The sequence below is a fragment of the Sphingobium sp. PAMC28499 genome (assembly GCF_004795815.1).
GTDB classification, from domain to species: Bacteria; Pseudomonadota; Alphaproteobacteria; order Sphingomonadales; family Sphingomonadaceae; genus Sphingobium; species Sphingobium yanoikuyae.
The window spans coordinates 2,028,780-2,042,753 of the sequence record NZ_CP039248.1; the positions used below are offsets into that span (position 1 = coordinate 2,028,780).

General features: G+C 64.7%; 15 protein-coding genes. 10 read left to right on the forward strand and 5 right to left on the reverse strand.

Annotated features, from left to right (window positions below; genetic code table 11):
- Positions 1-217 precede the first annotated feature (217 nt).
- Both E5554_RS09835 and E5554_RS09840 read left to right on the forward strand, forming a co-directional pair.
- Positions 218-2,845, forward strand: coding sequence for a TonB-dependent receptor (locus tag E5554_RS09835; RefSeq protein ID WP_136186663.1), 2,628 nt, complete (start codon positions 218-220; stop codon positions 2,843-2,845).
- Positions 2,846-2,895: 50 nt separating this feature from the next.
- The gene (locus tag E5554_RS09840; protein WP_136186664.1) at positions 2,896-3,168 is read left to right on the forward strand and encodes a hypothetical protein; all 273 of its coding nucleotides are present in this window, start codon (positions 2,896-2,898) and stop codon (positions 3,166-3,168) included.
- 4 nt (positions 3,169-3,172) lie between these two features.
- Here E5554_RS09840 and E5554_RS09845 read toward each other — a convergent pair whose 3' ends face one another.
- From E5554_RS09845 to ubiG, 3 genes are all read right to left on the reverse strand, one after another.
- Positions 3,173-3,766 (reverse strand): YdeI/OmpD-associated family protein, encoded by a 594-nt coding sequence (locus E5554_RS09845; RefSeq protein WP_136186665.1) that lies wholly within the window; start codon positions 3,764-3,766, stop codon positions 3,173-3,175.
- A 247-nt stretch (positions 3,767-4,013) separates the two neighbouring features.
- Complete coding sequence (locus E5554_RS09850) at positions 4,014-4,547, reverse strand: energy transducer TonB (RefSeq protein WP_125987420.1); 534 nt, start codon at positions 4,545-4,547, stop codon at positions 4,014-4,016.
- A 385-nt stretch (positions 4,548-4,932) separates the two neighbouring features.
- Entirely contained in the window at positions 4,933-5,667 is a 735-nt protein-coding gene (gene ubiG / locus E5554_RS09855) for a bifunctional 2-polyprenyl-6-hydroxyphenol methylase/3-demethylubiquinol 3-O-methyltransferase UbiG (RefSeq protein ID WP_136186666.1), read from the reverse strand.
- Positions 5,668-6,019: 352 nt separating this feature from the next.
- Here ubiG and E5554_RS09860 point away from each other — a divergent pair, with 352 nt between their 5' ends.
- The 4 genes from E5554_RS09860 to E5554_RS09875 all read left to right on the forward strand — a co-directional run bounded on the left by E5554_RS09860 (position 6,020) and on the right by E5554_RS09875 (position 10,443).
- Positions 6,020-7,285 carry an aspartate kinase gene (locus tag E5554_RS09860; RefSeq protein ID WP_004208043.1) on the forward strand — a complete coding sequence of 422 codons (1,266 nt, stop codon included), beginning with the start codon at positions 6,020-6,022 and terminating at the stop codon, positions 7,283-7,285.
- A gap of 163 nt (positions 7,286-7,448) precedes the next feature.
- A complete protein-coding gene (locus tag E5554_RS09865; protein ID WP_017501365.1) occupies positions 7,449-8,462 on the forward strand; it encodes a nitronate monooxygenase in 1,014 nt (337 codons plus the stop codon).
- 85 nt (positions 8,463-8,547) lie between these two features.
- Positions 8,548-9,306 (forward strand): hypothetical protein, encoded by a 759-nt coding sequence (locus tag E5554_RS09870; protein ID WP_136186667.1) that lies wholly within the window; start codon positions 8,548-8,550, stop codon positions 9,304-9,306.
- A 201-nt stretch (positions 9,307-9,507) separates the two neighbouring features.
- Complete coding sequence (locus tag E5554_RS09875; protein WP_136186668.1) at positions 9,508-10,443, forward strand: hypothetical protein; 936 nt, start codon at positions 9,508-9,510, stop codon at positions 10,441-10,443.
- A gap of 7 nt (positions 10,444-10,450) precedes the next feature.
- Here the strand turns inward: E5554_RS09875 and E5554_RS09880 are convergent, their stop codons facing one another.
- Positions 10,451-10,888, reverse strand: coding sequence for a helix-turn-helix domain-containing protein (locus E5554_RS09880; protein ID WP_136186669.1), 438 nt, complete (start codon positions 10,886-10,888; stop codon positions 10,451-10,453).
- Between the two features lie 102 nt (positions 10,889-10,990).
- Here E5554_RS09880 and E5554_RS09885 point away from each other — a divergent pair, with 102 nt between their 5' ends.
- Together E5554_RS09885 and sugE are read left to right on the forward strand one after the other, a co-directional pair.
- Entirely contained in the window at positions 10,991-11,731 is a 741-nt protein-coding gene (locus E5554_RS09885; protein WP_136186670.1) for an SDR family oxidoreductase, read from the forward strand.
- Positions 11,732-11,859: 128 nt separating this feature from the next.
- Positions 11,860-12,180, forward strand: coding sequence for a quaternary ammonium compound efflux SMR transporter SugE (gene sugE / locus E5554_RS09890; RefSeq protein ID WP_017501361.1), 321 nt, complete (start codon positions 11,860-11,862; stop codon positions 12,178-12,180).
- Here the strand turns inward: sugE and E5554_RS09895 are convergent.
- On the reverse strand, positions 12,152-12,847 hold the full coding sequence (locus tag E5554_RS09895) for a winged helix-turn-helix transcriptional regulator (RefSeq protein ID WP_136186671.1): 696 nt from the start codon (positions 12,845-12,847) through the stop codon (positions 12,152-12,154). The two genes, sugE and E5554_RS09895, sit on opposite strands and share 29 nt — an antisense overlap.
- 124 nt (positions 12,848-12,971) lie before the next feature.
- On the opposite strand from E5554_RS09895, the gene E5554_RS09900 reads away from it, so the two are divergent.
- Positions 12,972-13,418 carry a VOC family protein gene (locus E5554_RS09900; RefSeq protein ID WP_004208034.1) on the forward strand — a complete coding sequence of 149 codons (447 nt, stop codon included), beginning with the start codon at positions 12,972-12,974 and terminating at the stop codon, positions 13,416-13,418.
- A 30-nt stretch (positions 13,419-13,448) separates the two neighbouring features.
- The gene (locus E5554_RS09905) at positions 13,449-13,808 is read left to right on the forward strand and encodes a DUF1428 domain-containing protein (RefSeq protein WP_136186672.1); all 360 of its coding nucleotides are present in this window, start codon (positions 13,449-13,451) and stop codon (positions 13,806-13,808) included.
- The last annotated feature ends 166 nt before the right edge of the window (positions 13,809-13,974 follow it).

The following is a 13,974-nucleotide window of genomic DNA, read 5'->3' on the forward strand; positions in this document are numbered from 1 at the left end:
TCTCTCTTTCGGGCGGGGCATCCTTCGCCCTGTCGGCCGCCGGTGCGCGAGGCCGTGCGAACGCGTGATCAGGGAAGGAGACCCGGAGCACCGGGCGAATTTCGCAGGAGAGGACGAGTCGCAACGCGTATCAGGGGGTATTCGTATGGCCATTCGTCTCCGCTCGCGAAGAGTGCGCACGTTCTGCGCGCTTGGTACGAGCACGTTCCTCACACCGATGATCCTGTCCGCGCCGGCACTGGCGCAGGCCCCGGCAGCCGATGCCGCCGCCGCCGATGCGGCCGCCGCCGAGGCCGAGCAGGGGCTGGGCGAGATCGTCGTCACCGCGACGCGCAGCGCGCAGAGCATCCAGAAGGTGCCGATTTCGATGCAGGCGCTGGGCGCGGAGAAATTGCAGGAACGACAGGTGAAGGGTCTGAGCGATTTCGCCGCCCTGCTGCCGTCGGTCTCGTTCGAGGGCATTGGCCCCGGCCGCAACACCGCCTTCTTCCGCGGTATCGTACCCGCCGGCGGCGCCTATGCCTCGGTCGGCTATTATCTCGACGACATGCCGATCACCGGCACCGAAGTGCCCGATATCCATGCCTATGACCTGGAGCGGGTCGAGGCGCTGTCGGGGCCGCAGGGCACGCTCTATGGCGCGGGCTCGCTGGCCGGCACCATCCGCCTGATCACCAACAAGCCCAAGCTCGACACGTTCGAGTTCGGCTATGACGTGGAAGCCAATAAATATGGCAAGGGCGATTTCGGCGGCCAGCTGGAATCCTACATCAACGTGCCGCTGGCGCCGACGCTCGCGGTGCGGGCCATGGGCTATTATCGGCGCGACGGCGGCTATATCGACAATACGCCCAACAATGGCACGTTCAACGATGGCAGTTCGTCGACGCTGACGCTGGGCGACAACAACCCCAACACATCCTACACGCTCGACAATAGCGACATCGCCAAGGATGATTACAACACCATCCGCGAATTTGGCGGCCGCTTCCAGCTGCTGTGGCAGCCGACCGAGGGCTGGGACATCACGCCCGAGATCACGGCCCAGAAGCAGGTGGCACGCGGCTATTTCGGCTATGATCCGCGGGTCGGCGACCTGGAAGTCCATGACTATGACCAGACCAAGAATGACGATCGCTGGTATCAGGCGGCGCTGTCGATCCACGGCCATATCGGCGATTGGGACATCGTTTCGGCTACCGGCTATTTCAAGCGCCGTACCCGCACGCTGAACGACTATACCTACTACACGGTCACCTATGACGGCTTCGGGCCGGGCTATGAAAGCTATCTGCAATTTTTCGACAATTGCACGGGCTCAGGCGCCAGCCAGCAGTGCCAGATGATCAACCCGACCCAATATTATCATGCCGACACGCACCGCAACAAATTCACCCAGGAATTGCGGATCTCGACGCCCAAGGACTGGCCGTTCGACGTGACCATCGGTGGCTTCTACCAGCGGCAGAAGAATGAGCTGAACACCAGCTATGCGATCCGCGGACTGGATACGATCACCGGCTATACCGCGACCGGCGGCGGCGATGTGGCGGGCGGGCTGATCGGCGTGCCGGCCATGTATGGCATCGCCTATGACGAGGACGGCAATCCCTATTTCGATACCAGCGACGTCATCAACGCCAACGGCAATCCGCTCGGCACGATGATCCTGGGCACCCAGGCGGTGAAGGGCGACGCCTTCTACTATGTCGAGCAGGACCAGCTCTATCATGACAAGGCGATCTTTGCCGAAGGCCATTACAACATCACGCCGACGCTGAAGCTGACCGGCGGCATCCGCTATTTCTGGACCGACTACAAGGTTCGGGGCTTTGCCGGCGTGGCCGGATCGGCCGCAGGCGTGGGTTGCACCACGCCGCTGCCCGATGACGAGCGGCTGACCTGCGTCAACACCAACCCCAATGCGGCGGACGGCACCGGCCGCTACAAGGAGGATGGCGAGACCCACAAGGTCGCGCTCGACTGGCAGTTCCAGCCCGACAAGATGGTCTATTTCAACTATTCGACCGGCTTCCGCCCTGGCGGGTTCAACCGGCCGCTGCGCATCCGCAGCCTGGGCAAGATCGTCAATGTCGCGCCGTTCAAGTCGGAAACGCTGACCAATTTCGAGGTCGGCGTGAAGACGACCTGGAACAATATCTTCCGCTTCAACGCCGCCGTCTATTATGAGAAGTGGAACAATATCCAATATGGCGTGGTCGTGTCGGGCGCACAGGGCGCGGGCATGACCGGAAATGCCGGCAAGGCCGAGGTCAAGGGCATCGAATATGATGCCGACCTGCGGCTGGGCAAGGTGACGATCTCCACCTCCGGCGCGTTCAACGATGCCAAGCTGAAGGGCGATTTCTGCAACTTCGCACTCAATACCGAGACCGAGTCCATTGCGCAGCTGAGCAGCTGTACGCTGGGCGAGTTCGTCGAAGGATCGAGCCCGCCGACGCCGCAGGTCGCGGCCGCCAACGGCACCCGCCTGCCGCGCCAGCCGCGCTTCAAGGGCACGACATCGATCCGCTATGACACCGACCTGGGCGACTATGCCGCCTATATCCAGGGCGCGGCGCTCTACCAGACCGGCGCGACGCAGGATCTGAACGTCGAGAGCAACGAGCTGCTGGGCAATACCAAGGGCTTTGTCAGCTTCGATTTTTCGGGCGGGATCAAGAAGGATAATTGGAGCGTCACTCTGTTCCTGCAGAACGCCTTCGACAAGCGTGGGCAGCTGACGCGCAACACCTTCTGCTCGATCGACTTCTGCGCCAACAGCTCGCGCACCTTCACGATCAAGCCGCAATTCTTCGGCATAAGGTTCGGCCAAAAATTCTAAACAGGTCGCCGAACAGGATGGCCATGCCCCGCACGATATGCGCGCGGGGCATGGCCATTTTCATGGGGGTGGCGGGCATGCTGTTCGCCATGCCGGATCGGCCGCGCGCGCAGGAGGATCATTCCGGCCTGACGCGCGCGGCCTATCGCGCCCGATGCCTGATGTGCCACAGCCGCGCCGCGCCAGAGGGTGTCTCGCCGGAGATATTGGCGGGGCTGCATCCCGAACCGGGGCTGAAGCCCGCGGCCGCGATGCCGGGCGTCAGTTGCTGGCGGCGCTGCACCAATTGCTGGCCCGCAGAGCCGCGGGAGGGACGGAAGTAGATCCCTATTTCTTCTCATATTTCCAGTTGCGGCCCTTGCCCTCGCCAATCCAGTCGACGGCCTGGGCGATGCGCTTGTCGCGGGTGGCTTCGGTCTTCGCCTCATTGATCCACTCGCAATAGTCGCGGATCTTGCCGGGTGGGAAGGCGGCCCAGATGGCGGCGGCGGCCGGGGCAGCGGCAATGGCGGTCGCGAAGGTAGGATGGACGGGCAAAGGCGCTTTGGGCGGTTTGGGGCCGGTGCGTGGGCGATCGCCGGCGTCGATCAGGGCCATGGCCTGGGCGATCAGGCCGGCGATGGCGGCATCGGACGGGAGGTCGGAAAGGGCGGTGAGGCGGCCGAACTGGCCCATGGCGTCGTCGCTGGCATCTTCCCTGCCAACCTTGTCATGCCAGAAGCCGAAGGCGGCATGGCCCTTGAAGGCGGCCATGTTGGCGAGATTCTGGTCCTTGTAGGTGAAGAAGGGCATGCCCCATTTGACCGCTTCGCCGATGTCCGGCGATGCGGCGTGCATCAGCGCGCGGATATGGTCGAGAATGGGGCGGGCGAAGTCCGCCTGGGCGGCGATATAGGCGTCGATCCGCGGATCCATGGCCATAGGATGATCCCCCTCGCTGTGCCGCGGGCTCAAGCGGCTGTCCCGATCGGCTGGTGATGCCATCAGCCGGCGGGCAGTGCAACGCACGGGGCGCAGCGAGGGGGACTGCGGGCGCGCCCCTTTCACGCGCCCGCAGAGCCTAGAGCGCGCTGCGTTATATCCGACGCAGGTCGCGCGCTCTAAGTTTCTGTTGCCGCATCGTTTTAAGCGCAAAACCGGTTCCCACTTTTGCGCACGATGCTCTAGCTCAGTTGGCGGCGCGCGGGGTGTCCGGCGTGTCGAGCAGGGCGATGGCCATGGCGGGGCCACCCGCGCGACGGGCGAAGCGGGCATTATTGTCGAGCGCCTGCCGCTGGAGATCGCGGATCTGCCGATTGTAGCTGGCCTGGGTCGTGGCGAAGAGGATGGTGGCGACATAATTCTGCCCGGCGCCGATGCCGGCGGGCAGCGGATGCAGGGTCGGGATGCTCTGGATGGCGCGCATCGCCGCCTTGTCGAGTTGGCGCGAGCCGGACGAGTTGAGCAGGGCGATGCCGGCCGGCGCGCCGCTGTCGCTGCAGGCGAACTTGACCTGGACGATGCCTTCCTCCGGCCCGGACAGGATGGTGGGATAGCGCAGCCGGTTGGAGAGGATGTTGCCGGTGCGTTCGACCCAGCGGTCGAGCGTGGGCGGGGCGGTGGTGGGCGCCGTCACGTCGATCGAGGGGGCGGATGATTGGGCGCGGGATGCGGCCGGCAGCAGCAGCGGCACGGCAAGGCAGAGGCAGAAAAGCAGTTTCATGTTTCGATCTCCTGAGAGCGGATGATCGGCCGGGGGCGGGAAGGACGTCGTTGGTCGGCCCGCATGCGGTCGAAGGTGCAGACGGCGACCCGGCAATGTCTGCACCCGCATTTTTTATCAGGCGAAAGATGAAATGACAATTTGGTAAATGAATTTGCCATTTAGATGCTTAAGATGTTTGGAAATTAAAATTTAGTTGCAAATGCTTTTCGTGAGAACAGCGTTTCTTGGGCGGCCTCTCTGGCGCTGGATGGCAGGGGAAGGGAGGAAGTCCCGGAAAGCGGGGCGTTATTCCGGCGCGCGGGCCGGCCTGGCGCAGGATGGCGGGGGCACATGTCGACCATGGCGGGACGGTCGACTTGAGGCTGGCGCGCCCGAGTCTTCGTCAGCCCTTGTGCCGCGCCGTCAGCAGATAGTTGATCGCTGTGTTCGCCGACAGGGTGAAGCCGCGCGCCGGATCGAAGGCAAGGCCGCTGCTGTCGGTGACTTCAAGGCCGGCGTCTTCGAGCAGGGCGGTCAGTTCATCGGGGGTGATGAACTTGGACCAGTCATGCGTGCCCTTGGGAATGCCGCCGATGCTTTCACCGATGGTGATCATGGCGAGGCGCGACATCGGCGTGCGGTTGGGGGTGGACAGGATCATCAGCCCGTCGGGCGCAAGCCTGGCCGCGAGGGCGCGGACGAAGGCGGCGGGATCGGCGACATGTTCGATCACCTCCATCGAGGTGACGAGGTCATAGCCGCTGTCGCTGACCTGTTCGACCGGGGTAGCGCGATAGTCGATGGCGAGGCCCTGGCCCTGTGCATGGGCGACAGCGACGGCGATATTTTCGGGCGCGGCGTCGAGGCCGGTGACGCTGGCGCCGAGGCGGGCGAGCGGTTCGGCCAGCAGGCCGGCGCCGCAGCCGACGTCGAGCGCGCGCTTGCCGCCGAGCGGACGGAAGCCATGATCGTCGCTGTCCCAATGCCGATCGATCGCGGTGCGGATATAGGCGAGGCGGACCGGGTTCAGCTTGTGCAGCATCGCGCTCGACCCCTTGGGATCCCACCAGTCGGCGGCCATGGTGCCGAAATGGGCGGCTTCCTTCGGGTCGATCGTCGCGGTCGTCTCAGTCATCATGCACCTTGGGTCTTGCTGGGTGGCGAAGCACCCGTGCCGCGGTTCTAGCAGCGGGCGGCGGGAAGGCCAATGTGCCAAGCTGTCATAGCTATGTCTTTGAAGGCGGGGCATGTAGGAGCGCGGGTGGCTGCAAGGAGGGCGAGCGGATGGCGGGATTGCTTGCCATATCCGTCGCGGCTGCTAATAGGGCAGCCGTTTTGCCCCTTTGGGACATTTTGTTTCACAATTGGAGCAATGTCCGATCCGATTGCATCGGTTCGGCTGCTCCATATCTTTTGTTGGTCGCGTTTTCTGAAGTCAGCAGGTGTTCCACCTGCTTCGAAAACGCTTAAAGGACAGGTTCGACAAGCAAATGGCGCGCATCGTGATGAAATTCGGCGGCACCTCCATGGCGGGGATGGAGCGAATTCGCAACGTGGCCGCGCGCGTCAAACATGTCGTCGACCAGGGCCATGAAGTGGCGGTCGTGGTATCGGCCATGGCCGGCGAGACCGATCGCTTGGTCGGCTTCTGCAAGGAAGCCTCGGCGCTTTACGACCCGGCCGAATATGATGTCGTCGTGGCGGCGGGCGAACAGGTCACCAGCGGCCTGCTGGCGATGACGCTCAAGGCGATCGGCGTGGACGCGCGCAGCTGGCTGGGCTGGCAATTGCCGATCCGCACGATCGAGGCCCATGCCAAGGCGCGCATCAGCACGATCGAGACCGATGCGCTGATCGCGGCGATGCAGTCCGGCCAGGTCGCCGTCATCCCCGGTTTCCAGGGCATGATGGACGATGGCCGCGTGTCGACGCTGGGCCGTGGCGGTTCGGACACGTCGGCGGTTGCGGTGGCCGCGGCGGTCAAGGCCGATCGCTGCGACATCTATACCGACGTCGACGGCGTCTACACCACCGACCCGCGCATCGTGGCGCGTGCCCGCAAGCTGGACCTCGTCACCTATGAGGAAATGCTGGAACTGGCCTCGGTCGGCGCCAAGGTGCTCCAGACCCGCTCGGTCGGCCTCGCCATGAAGGAAGGCGTGGTCGTGCAGGTGCTTTCCTCCTTCGATGATCCCACCCAGGACGACCTCCCCGGCACGCTGATCGTGAGCGACGAGGAACTGGAAGCCAAGCTCAAGGAAACCAAGATGGAACGTCAGCTCATCACCGGCATCGCCCATGACAAGAATGAGGCGAAGATCATCGTCACCCGCGTGCCCGACAAGCCGGGCGCGGTGGCCAGCATCTTCACCCCGCTGGCCGATGCGGCGATCAACGTCGACATGATCATCCAGAATGACTCGAAGGACAATGAGGAGACCGACGTCACCTTCACCGTCCCGCGCGCGGACCTGGCCCGCAGCGTCGACATCCTGGAAGCGAACAAGGACGCGATCGGCTTCCGCCGGATCATCACCGACACCGAAGTCGCCAAGATCAGCGTCGTGGGCGTGGGCATGCGCAGCCATGCCGGCGTCGCCGCCACCATGTTCAAGACGCTGGCCGAACGCGGCATCAACATCGAGGCGATCTCCACCAGCGAGATCAAGGTTTCGGTGCTGATCGACGAGGACGAGACCGAACTGGCGGTGCGCGTGCTGCATACCGCCTATGGTCTGGACGCCCCGGCGGCTTGACAGACATACTCCCCTCCCTTCTAGGGAGGGGCATGGGGGTGGGTGCGATTGCGTCAGCAATCGCCGCCTGCCTTGGTGGATAGGGAGGAAGCTCGCTTCGCTCGCTACCCACCCCAACCCCTCCTTGAAAGGGAGGGGCTTTTTTATGTTGTAGGATATGACGATGACCACTGCCAAACTCGCTTCCCTGATGGCCCGCGGCACCGAATTTCTGGGCTGCGAGAGCGCGATCCTGTGCGGGGCGATGAGCTGGGTCAGCGAGCGGCATCTGGTGTCGGCCATTTCCAACGCCGGCGGTTTCGGCGTGATTGCCTGTGGCGCGATGTCGCCCGAATTGCTGGACGCGGAAATCGCGGCGACCAGGGCGTTGACCGACAAGCCGTTCGGCGTGAACCTGATCACCATGCATCCGCAGCTGTTCGACCTGATCGCGGTGTGCGCCAAGCATGAGGTATCCCATGTGGTGCTGGCCGGTGGCCTGCCGCCCAAGGGCAGCATCGAGGCGATCAAGGCCAATGGCGCCAAGCTGATCTGCTTCGCGCCCGCGCTGGCGCTGGCGAAGAAGCTGGTGCGATCGGGCGTCGACGCGCTGGTGGTCGAGGGCATGGAAGCGGGCGGCCATATCGGCCCGGTCGCGACCAGCGTGCTGGCGCAGGAAATCCTGCCCGAAATGGCGCAGCAGGTTCCGGTGTTCGTGGCTGGCGGCATCGGCCGGGGCGAGGCGATCGCCGCCTATCTGGAAATGGGCGCCGCCGGCGTGCAGCTGGGCACCCGTTTCGCCTGCGCGAGCGAGAGCATCGCCCATCCTGCGTTCAAGAAGGCCTTCTTCCGCGCGTCGGCGCGCGATGCCATTGCGAGCGTGCAGATCGACCCGCGCCTGCCGGTGATCCCGGTGCGCGCGCTCAAAAATGCCGGCACCGAAGCCTTCACCGCGAAGCAGCGCGAAGTCGCCAACCTGCTGGACAGCGGCGCAGTCGACATGGGCGAGGCGCAGTTGCAGATCGAGCATTATTGGGCCGGCGCGCTGCGCAAGGCGGTGATCGACGGCGATGTCGAGGGCGGGTCGCTGATGGCGGGCCAGTCGGTCGGCATGGTGACCAAGGAAGAGCCGGTCGCCGACATCATCGCCGAACTGATGGCGCAGGCCGCAACGGCGCTGGAACGCCGCGCGGCCTGATCCTCGCTGCCTGAAAAACAGGCTTTATCGGCTTTTAACCAATATCGGGCATGGTTTCCGGCATCAGATTTGCCGGAGACCGTCCATGCGTGCCTCGATCCGTCACCTGCTCTTGTGCCCGCTGGGCGGGATTGCGCTGCTGTCGGGCTGCGCGGGGCAGCGGGAGGTGGCGGTTGCGCCGCCGCCTGTGCCGGTGCGGACGCAGCCCGTGCCCCAGCCGCTGCCGCCGATGGGCGCGACAGCCAATATGCAGATACCGCCGGTCGGCGCCGATGGTCAGCGCGTCACGCCCAACCGCGATCTGAGCGGGCCGGCGACGCTATGGCATATGCGCATGGCGCTGAATGTGGCGGCCCTGTCCTGCCAGGGGAACGGTGACGCGGCGCGGCTGCAATATAATGCGCTGCTGGCCCGGCACAGGGCGGCGCTGACGCGGGCCAATGCGCAGGTCGAGGGAGAATTTAAGGGGCAGTTCGGCGGCGGCGCGATCGCGCAGCGCGAGCGGCTGAACACTATCGTCTATAATTTCTTTGCGCTGCCGCCGGCACAGGCGGCCTTCTGCGCGGAGGCGGTGCGGGTGGGGGCGACCGTCAACAGCCTGCCCGCGGACCAGTTGCTGGCCTATGCGCCGACCGGCCTCGCCGCGCTGGAAAAGCCCTTCACCGATTTCTTCGATGCCTATGCCCGCTATCAGACCGACCTGGCCGCATGGCGTTCGGGGCGGACGCTGGCGATGGCGCCGGTGGTGCTGGAGGTCCGGCTGAGCCGGGCGGACCTGATCGCCGATGATGGCGTGACGGTGCCGAAGGGGGCGATGCCGCGCCTGCTGGCGCGCGCCGACTGAGAAAAATCGGCTATTTCCGGCCTTTTTCGCGATGCTCGGCTTGCCGCATTGCAACCAATTGGGATAGCGGGCTTTTAACAGCAACCGGGCGGGGGTTCAGCGGTGAACCACAGGCGGGGCCGTCCTTGGCTGCGCGTTAAGCATATTTCCTCCGGTGGAAATGCCCGGCATGTTGGCCGGGCCAGATCGTCGGAGTAGTTGATGTTCCTGCCACGTTCCCTGTCTTCCCGTCTGTCGCTGCTTGCTCTGACGGCGCTGGCGGCCTGTGCGACGCCGGTGAAGCAAGTGCCGCCCACGCCGCCGCCGGCGGTGGTGCCTACGGTAATGCCGACCCCGCCGCGCAATTCCGCGCCCGACATGGTGCCGCCGGACAAGGACGAGGCCGGGAAGTTCATCACCCCCAATCGCGATTCCCAGGGCGACCAGGCGCTGTGGCATGTGCGCATGGGGCTGAACGTCGCGGCGCTGGGCTGTCCCGAGACCAATGGCCAGACGCGCATATTGTATAACCAGATGCTGACCGTGCATGGCGCGTCGCTGAAGCGCGCCAACGACACGCTGGAGGTCAGCTATCAGCAGCGTTACGGCAGCAGCGCGATCCGCATGCGCGAAGTGCTGAACACGCTGGTCTATAATTTCTTCGCCCTGCCGCCGGCGCAGAAGGCCTTCTGCCAGAAGGCGGTGGCGACGATGACGATCATCAACGGGCTGACGCCCGAGGCGCTGGCCGCCTATGCGCCCAAGGCGCTGGACGAGCTGGAACAGCCCTTCCGCGATTTCTGGGCGGAATATGAGGATTATCTGCGGCGGCTGGAGGAATGGCGCAAGCGCTTCGGCGCGACGGTGAAGCTGGTCGGCCCGGTCGGCGGCGATGATCTGAACGACCATGAACCGCCGGCACCGACCGCGCCCGCGCCGATGGGGCAGGTGCCGGCCACGCCGATGCAGCGGCCGTCGGACATGATCCTGCCCGATGCGCCGGCTTCCGCGCCCGCGCCTGCTGCTCCGGCTCCGTCTGCGCCGACCCCGGCTGTTCCGGGAACGCCGAGCGCGCCGCCGCCGGTGGTGCCGACCCAGCCGCAGGTGCAGGCGCCCAAATTGCCGTTGCAGCCGGTTCCCGCGCCGCCCGAAAGCTGATCGCCGGTCAGGCGTCGCGCGCGTCGAAGCGGGCGCGGGCGTCCTCGACCGTGGCGAGATTGCGTTCGGCCCAGACCCATACGCCGCAGAAGGCGGCGCTGAGGCTGTTGCCGAGCGGGGTGAGGGCATAGTCGACGCGCGGCGGCACGACCGGATGGACGGTGCGGGTGAGCAGGCCGTCGCGCTCCATCTGGCGCAGCGTCTGGGTCAGCATCTTCTGGCTGATCCCCTCGACCGCGCGGCCGATCTCGGTAAAGCGCAGCGTGCCGCGCTCCTCCAGCAGTTCCAGGATCAGCATCGTCCATTTGTCGGCCACCCGGCCGATCAGTTCATTGACGAGTCGCTCCACCCGCGGATCTAGTTCGGTCGGCGGATCATGGTCGAGATAGCGCTCGGCGGCCGCTATTTCAGCGGTAGCGAAGCGGGATTCCAGAGGATTTGCCATTTCTTACCTTTGGGTGACTATGGCACTTTACGGTGCCTTCTTTCCAAAAGAGAGTGTGGGGCTAAATTAGTGGGCAAGCAACCAGTCACAGGAGCTTTCCCCATGAAAAATTCCGGCAACACCATCCTCATCACCGGCGGCGGTTCGGGCATCGGCGCGGCGCTGGCGCATGAATTTCACGCGGCGGGCAACCAGGTCATCATCGCGGGACGGCGGCAGGCGGCGCTCGACGAGGTGGTCGCGGCCCACCCTGGCATGGCGTCGATGGTGATCGACATGGAAGATCCGGCGGCGATCGCGGCCTTCGCGGCAAAGCTGGTCGCCGATTTTCCGGCGCTCGACGCGGTGCTGCTGAATGCCGGCATCATGGTGGCGGAGGACCAGATCGACCTCGCCATCGCCGAGGCGACGGTGGCGACCAATCTGCTCGGCCCGATCCGCCTGACCCATGCCCTGCTGCCGCATCTGCTGGCGCAGAAGAGCGCGACGATCCTGACCGTGTCGTCGGGCCTGGCCTTCGTCCCGCTGGCGGCGACGCCGACCTACAGCGCGACCAAGGCAGCGATCCATGGCTGGTCGCTGGCGATGCGCGAGCAGCTCAAGGGCACGGCCGTCGATGTGGTGGAGATCGTGCCGCCGGGCGTGCAGACCGACCTGATGCCGGGTCATGCCGACAATCCGCAGATGATGCCGCTGGCCGATTTCATCAGCGAGACGATGGGCCTGTTGCGGCAGGAGCCGACCCCGGCCGAAATCCATGTCGAGCGCGTCAAGTTCCTGAGCGAGGCGACCAAGCGCGGCGAGTTCGACCAGGTGTTCGGGATGCTGAACGGGGCGCATTGAGGCCCGCAAAGCTTGCCTCCCGCATGGGAGAGGACTATCTGGGCTTCGTCAAGCGAGGCCACGTCCTCCCCCGCCATGCGGGTTTCAAGTCCGGGACGGCCCGGCGCCCCTTGTGAAGGAGCGCCATCATGGCCTGGATTGCCCTGTTTTTTGCCGGATTGCTGGAAATCGTCTGGGCCTTTGCGATGAAGCAGTCGCATGGTTTCACCCGGCTGGTGCCGAGCCTCATCACCCTTGGCGCGATGATCGCCAGTTTCGGCCTGTTGTCGATGGCGATGCGCAGCCTGCCGCTGGGCACCGCCTATATGATCTGGACCGGGATCGGGGCGCTGGGGGCCTTTGCCGTCGGCGTCGCCTTCCTGGGCGAGGCGATCAGCCCGGCGCGGCTGGCGGCGGCGGCGCTGATCCTCTCCGGTCTTGTCATGATGAAGCTGGCGTCGCCTGGCTGACGGTGGAGGGCGCCTTGGGCGGCAGGGGGAAGAGGCGGACGAAGCGTTCCGCCAGCGCCCGGTCGCCCTCTACCTGCAGGGCCGGGGCCATCGCGGCGAAGGACTGGCCGCCATAGACGATCGCGGCGAGGGCATTCTGGTCGCCGGTGAAGATCGCATCGGCGCCAGCGGCGTCGCCCCGGTCGATGCGGAAATCGCCATCGTGCAGCGTGGCGCGAAATTCCTCCTCGCCGAAGCGGAAGCCGATGGTCGCTTCGAGATCACCGATCGCGGCGCGATCGATCATCGTGCGCATCGACATCACCACCGACACCTGGCTCATCGGCATGCCCGGCTGCATCGTGGGCGATTGGCAGGCCCAGCGGCCCAGCACCATGAACAATATTTCCGACTCGCGGCCCCATTCGGTCAGCTCGTAAATCTGGCTGGCGGCGGGCGGGGGCAGTCGGCGGCGGACAAGGATGCTGGCCGCTTCCAGCTCCTCCAGCCGCTGGGTCAGCACATTGGCGCTGATTCCGGGCAGGCTGGCGCGCAGGTCGGTGAAGCGCTTGGGGCCGAGCAGCAATTCCCGCATGATCGGCATCGCCCAGCGATCCCCGATCAGATCGAGCGCGTGGGCGGTGGCACAGCCATCCTGATAGGCGCGTTTGCGCGGATTGGGACTCATTGGTTATCTTTTCTAACTTGTCTGTTGCATAATATAATCTTCGGGCGCACAAAGTTCAAGTCGGCGACTCAAGTCCGGAATTTTTCGGGGTGCGCGCCGCCATGAAAGCATGAGGAGAGAGACGATGGCCGATGCGCCCGCGCCGAAGATGATCTTCGTCAACCTGCCTGTCACCGACCTGCCCGCCGCGATCGCCTTCTATGAAGCGGTCGGCGCCGTGCGGAACAATGATTTCGCCGATGACAGCGCGCAGATGATCAGTTTTTCCGAGACGATCCATGCGATGCTGCTAACCCATGAACGGTTCGCCGGCTTTACCCCGCGCAAGATCCCCAATGCCCATGAAACCGCGCAGGTACTGCTGTGTTTGAGCGAGACGAGCCGGGATGCGGTGGACGCGACGGTGGACAGGGCGCTGGCGGCGGGCGGGACCGAGCCGAACCCCAAGCAGGATCATGGCTTCATGTATGGCCGCAATTTTGCCGATCTGGACGGCCATATCTGGGAAGTGATGTGGATGGATGTCGCCGCCGCGATGGCCGCGAACCAGGGAGAAACTGCCGACGCCTGATGTCGACGACCTTGCAGAAGGAGAGAGACGATGAGCTATATGGACGGGTTCGTGATCCCGGTGCCCAAGGGCAACAAGGAACGCTACAAGGAGGTCGCTGCCTTCGCCGCGCCGATCTTCATCGAATATGGCGCGCTGCGCGTGGTCGAATGCTGGGGCAACGACATCAAGCCCGGCAAGGTCAATGATTTCCGCACCGCCGTCATCGCCGAAGAGGATGAGGAGGTCGTCTTCTCCTGGATCGAATGGCCCGACAAGGCGACCCGCGATGCCGGCGCCGAGAAGGTGATGAAGGATGAGCGCATGCAGCCCAAGGAAGGCGAGGACATGCCCTTCATCGGCGCGCGGCTGATCTATGGCGGGTTCGAGGTGCTGGTCGACCACAAGTAAGATTGACCGCCATTCCGCCCAGGCGGGCCTGCAAAGCGCGCTTTTCTGCGTTCCGGTGCTCACGTACTTTAAGTACGCTGCGCTCCGTTACTCGAAAATCACGCTTTTCGGCTCCACCTGACCGCAATGACGATCAATCCTGGAACTCGTGTTTTCGGGAGACGGA

What these genes read in the sequence shown, in the direction of transcription:
- ubiG (WP_136186666.1), bottom strand. Translation starts at nt 5,667, where the DNA reads ATGATGACTGAGACGACCGCGACGATCGACCCGAAGGAAGCCGCCCAT.
- E5554_RS09845 (WP_136186665.1), bottom strand. Translation starts at nt 3,766, where the DNA reads ATGGCCATGGATCCGCGGATCGACGCCTATATCGCCGCCCAGGCGGAC.
- E5554_RS09885 (WP_136186670.1), top strand. Translation starts at nt 10,991, where the DNA reads ATGAAAAATTCCGGCAACACCATCCTCATCACCGGCGGCGGTTCGGGC.
- sugE (WP_017501361.1), top strand. Translation starts at nt 11,860, where the DNA reads ATGGCCTGGATTGCCCTGTTTTTTGCCGGATTGCTGGAAATCGTCTGG.
- E5554_RS09900 (WP_004208034.1), top strand. Translation starts at nt 12,972, where the DNA reads ATGGCCGATGCGCCCGCGCCGAAGATGATCTTCGTCAACCTGCCTGTC.
- E5554_RS09875 (WP_136186668.1), top strand. Translation starts at nt 9,508, where the DNA reads ATGTTCCTGCCACGTTCCCTGTCTTCCCGTCTGTCGCTGCTTGCTCTG.
- E5554_RS09880 (WP_136186669.1), bottom strand. Translation starts at nt 10,888, where the DNA reads ATGGCAAATCCTCTGGAATCCCGCTTCGCTACCGCTGAAATAGCGGCC.
- E5554_RS09905 (WP_136186672.1), top strand. Translation starts at nt 13,449, where the DNA reads ATGAGCTATATGGACGGGTTCGTGATCCCGGTGCCCAAGGGCAACAAG.
- E5554_RS09865 (WP_017501365.1), top strand. Translation starts at nt 7,449, where the DNA reads ATGACCACTGCCAAACTCGCTTCCCTGATGGCCCGCGGCACCGAATTT.
- E5554_RS09870 (WP_136186667.1), top strand. Translation starts at nt 8,548, where the DNA reads ATGCGTGCCTCGATCCGTCACCTGCTCTTGTGCCCGCTGGGCGGGATT.
- E5554_RS09895 (WP_136186671.1), bottom strand. Translation starts at nt 12,847, where the DNA reads ATGAGTCCCAATCCGCGCAAACGCGCCTATCAGGATGGCTGTGCCACC.
- E5554_RS09860 (WP_004208043.1), top strand. Translation starts at nt 6,020, where the DNA reads ATGGCGCGCATCGTGATGAAATTCGGCGGCACCTCCATGGCGGGGATG.
- E5554_RS09850 (WP_125987420.1), bottom strand. Translation starts at nt 4,547, where the DNA reads ATGAAACTGCTTTTCTGCCTCTGCCTTGCCGTGCCGCTGCTGCTGCCG.
- E5554_RS09835 (WP_136186663.1), top strand. Translation starts at nt 218, where the DNA reads ATGATCCTGTCCGCGCCGGCACTGGCGCAGGCCCCGGCAGCCGATGCC.
- E5554_RS09840 (WP_136186664.1), top strand. Translation starts at nt 2,896, where the DNA reads ATGGCCATTTTCATGGGGGTGGCGGGCATGCTGTTCGCCATGCCGGAT.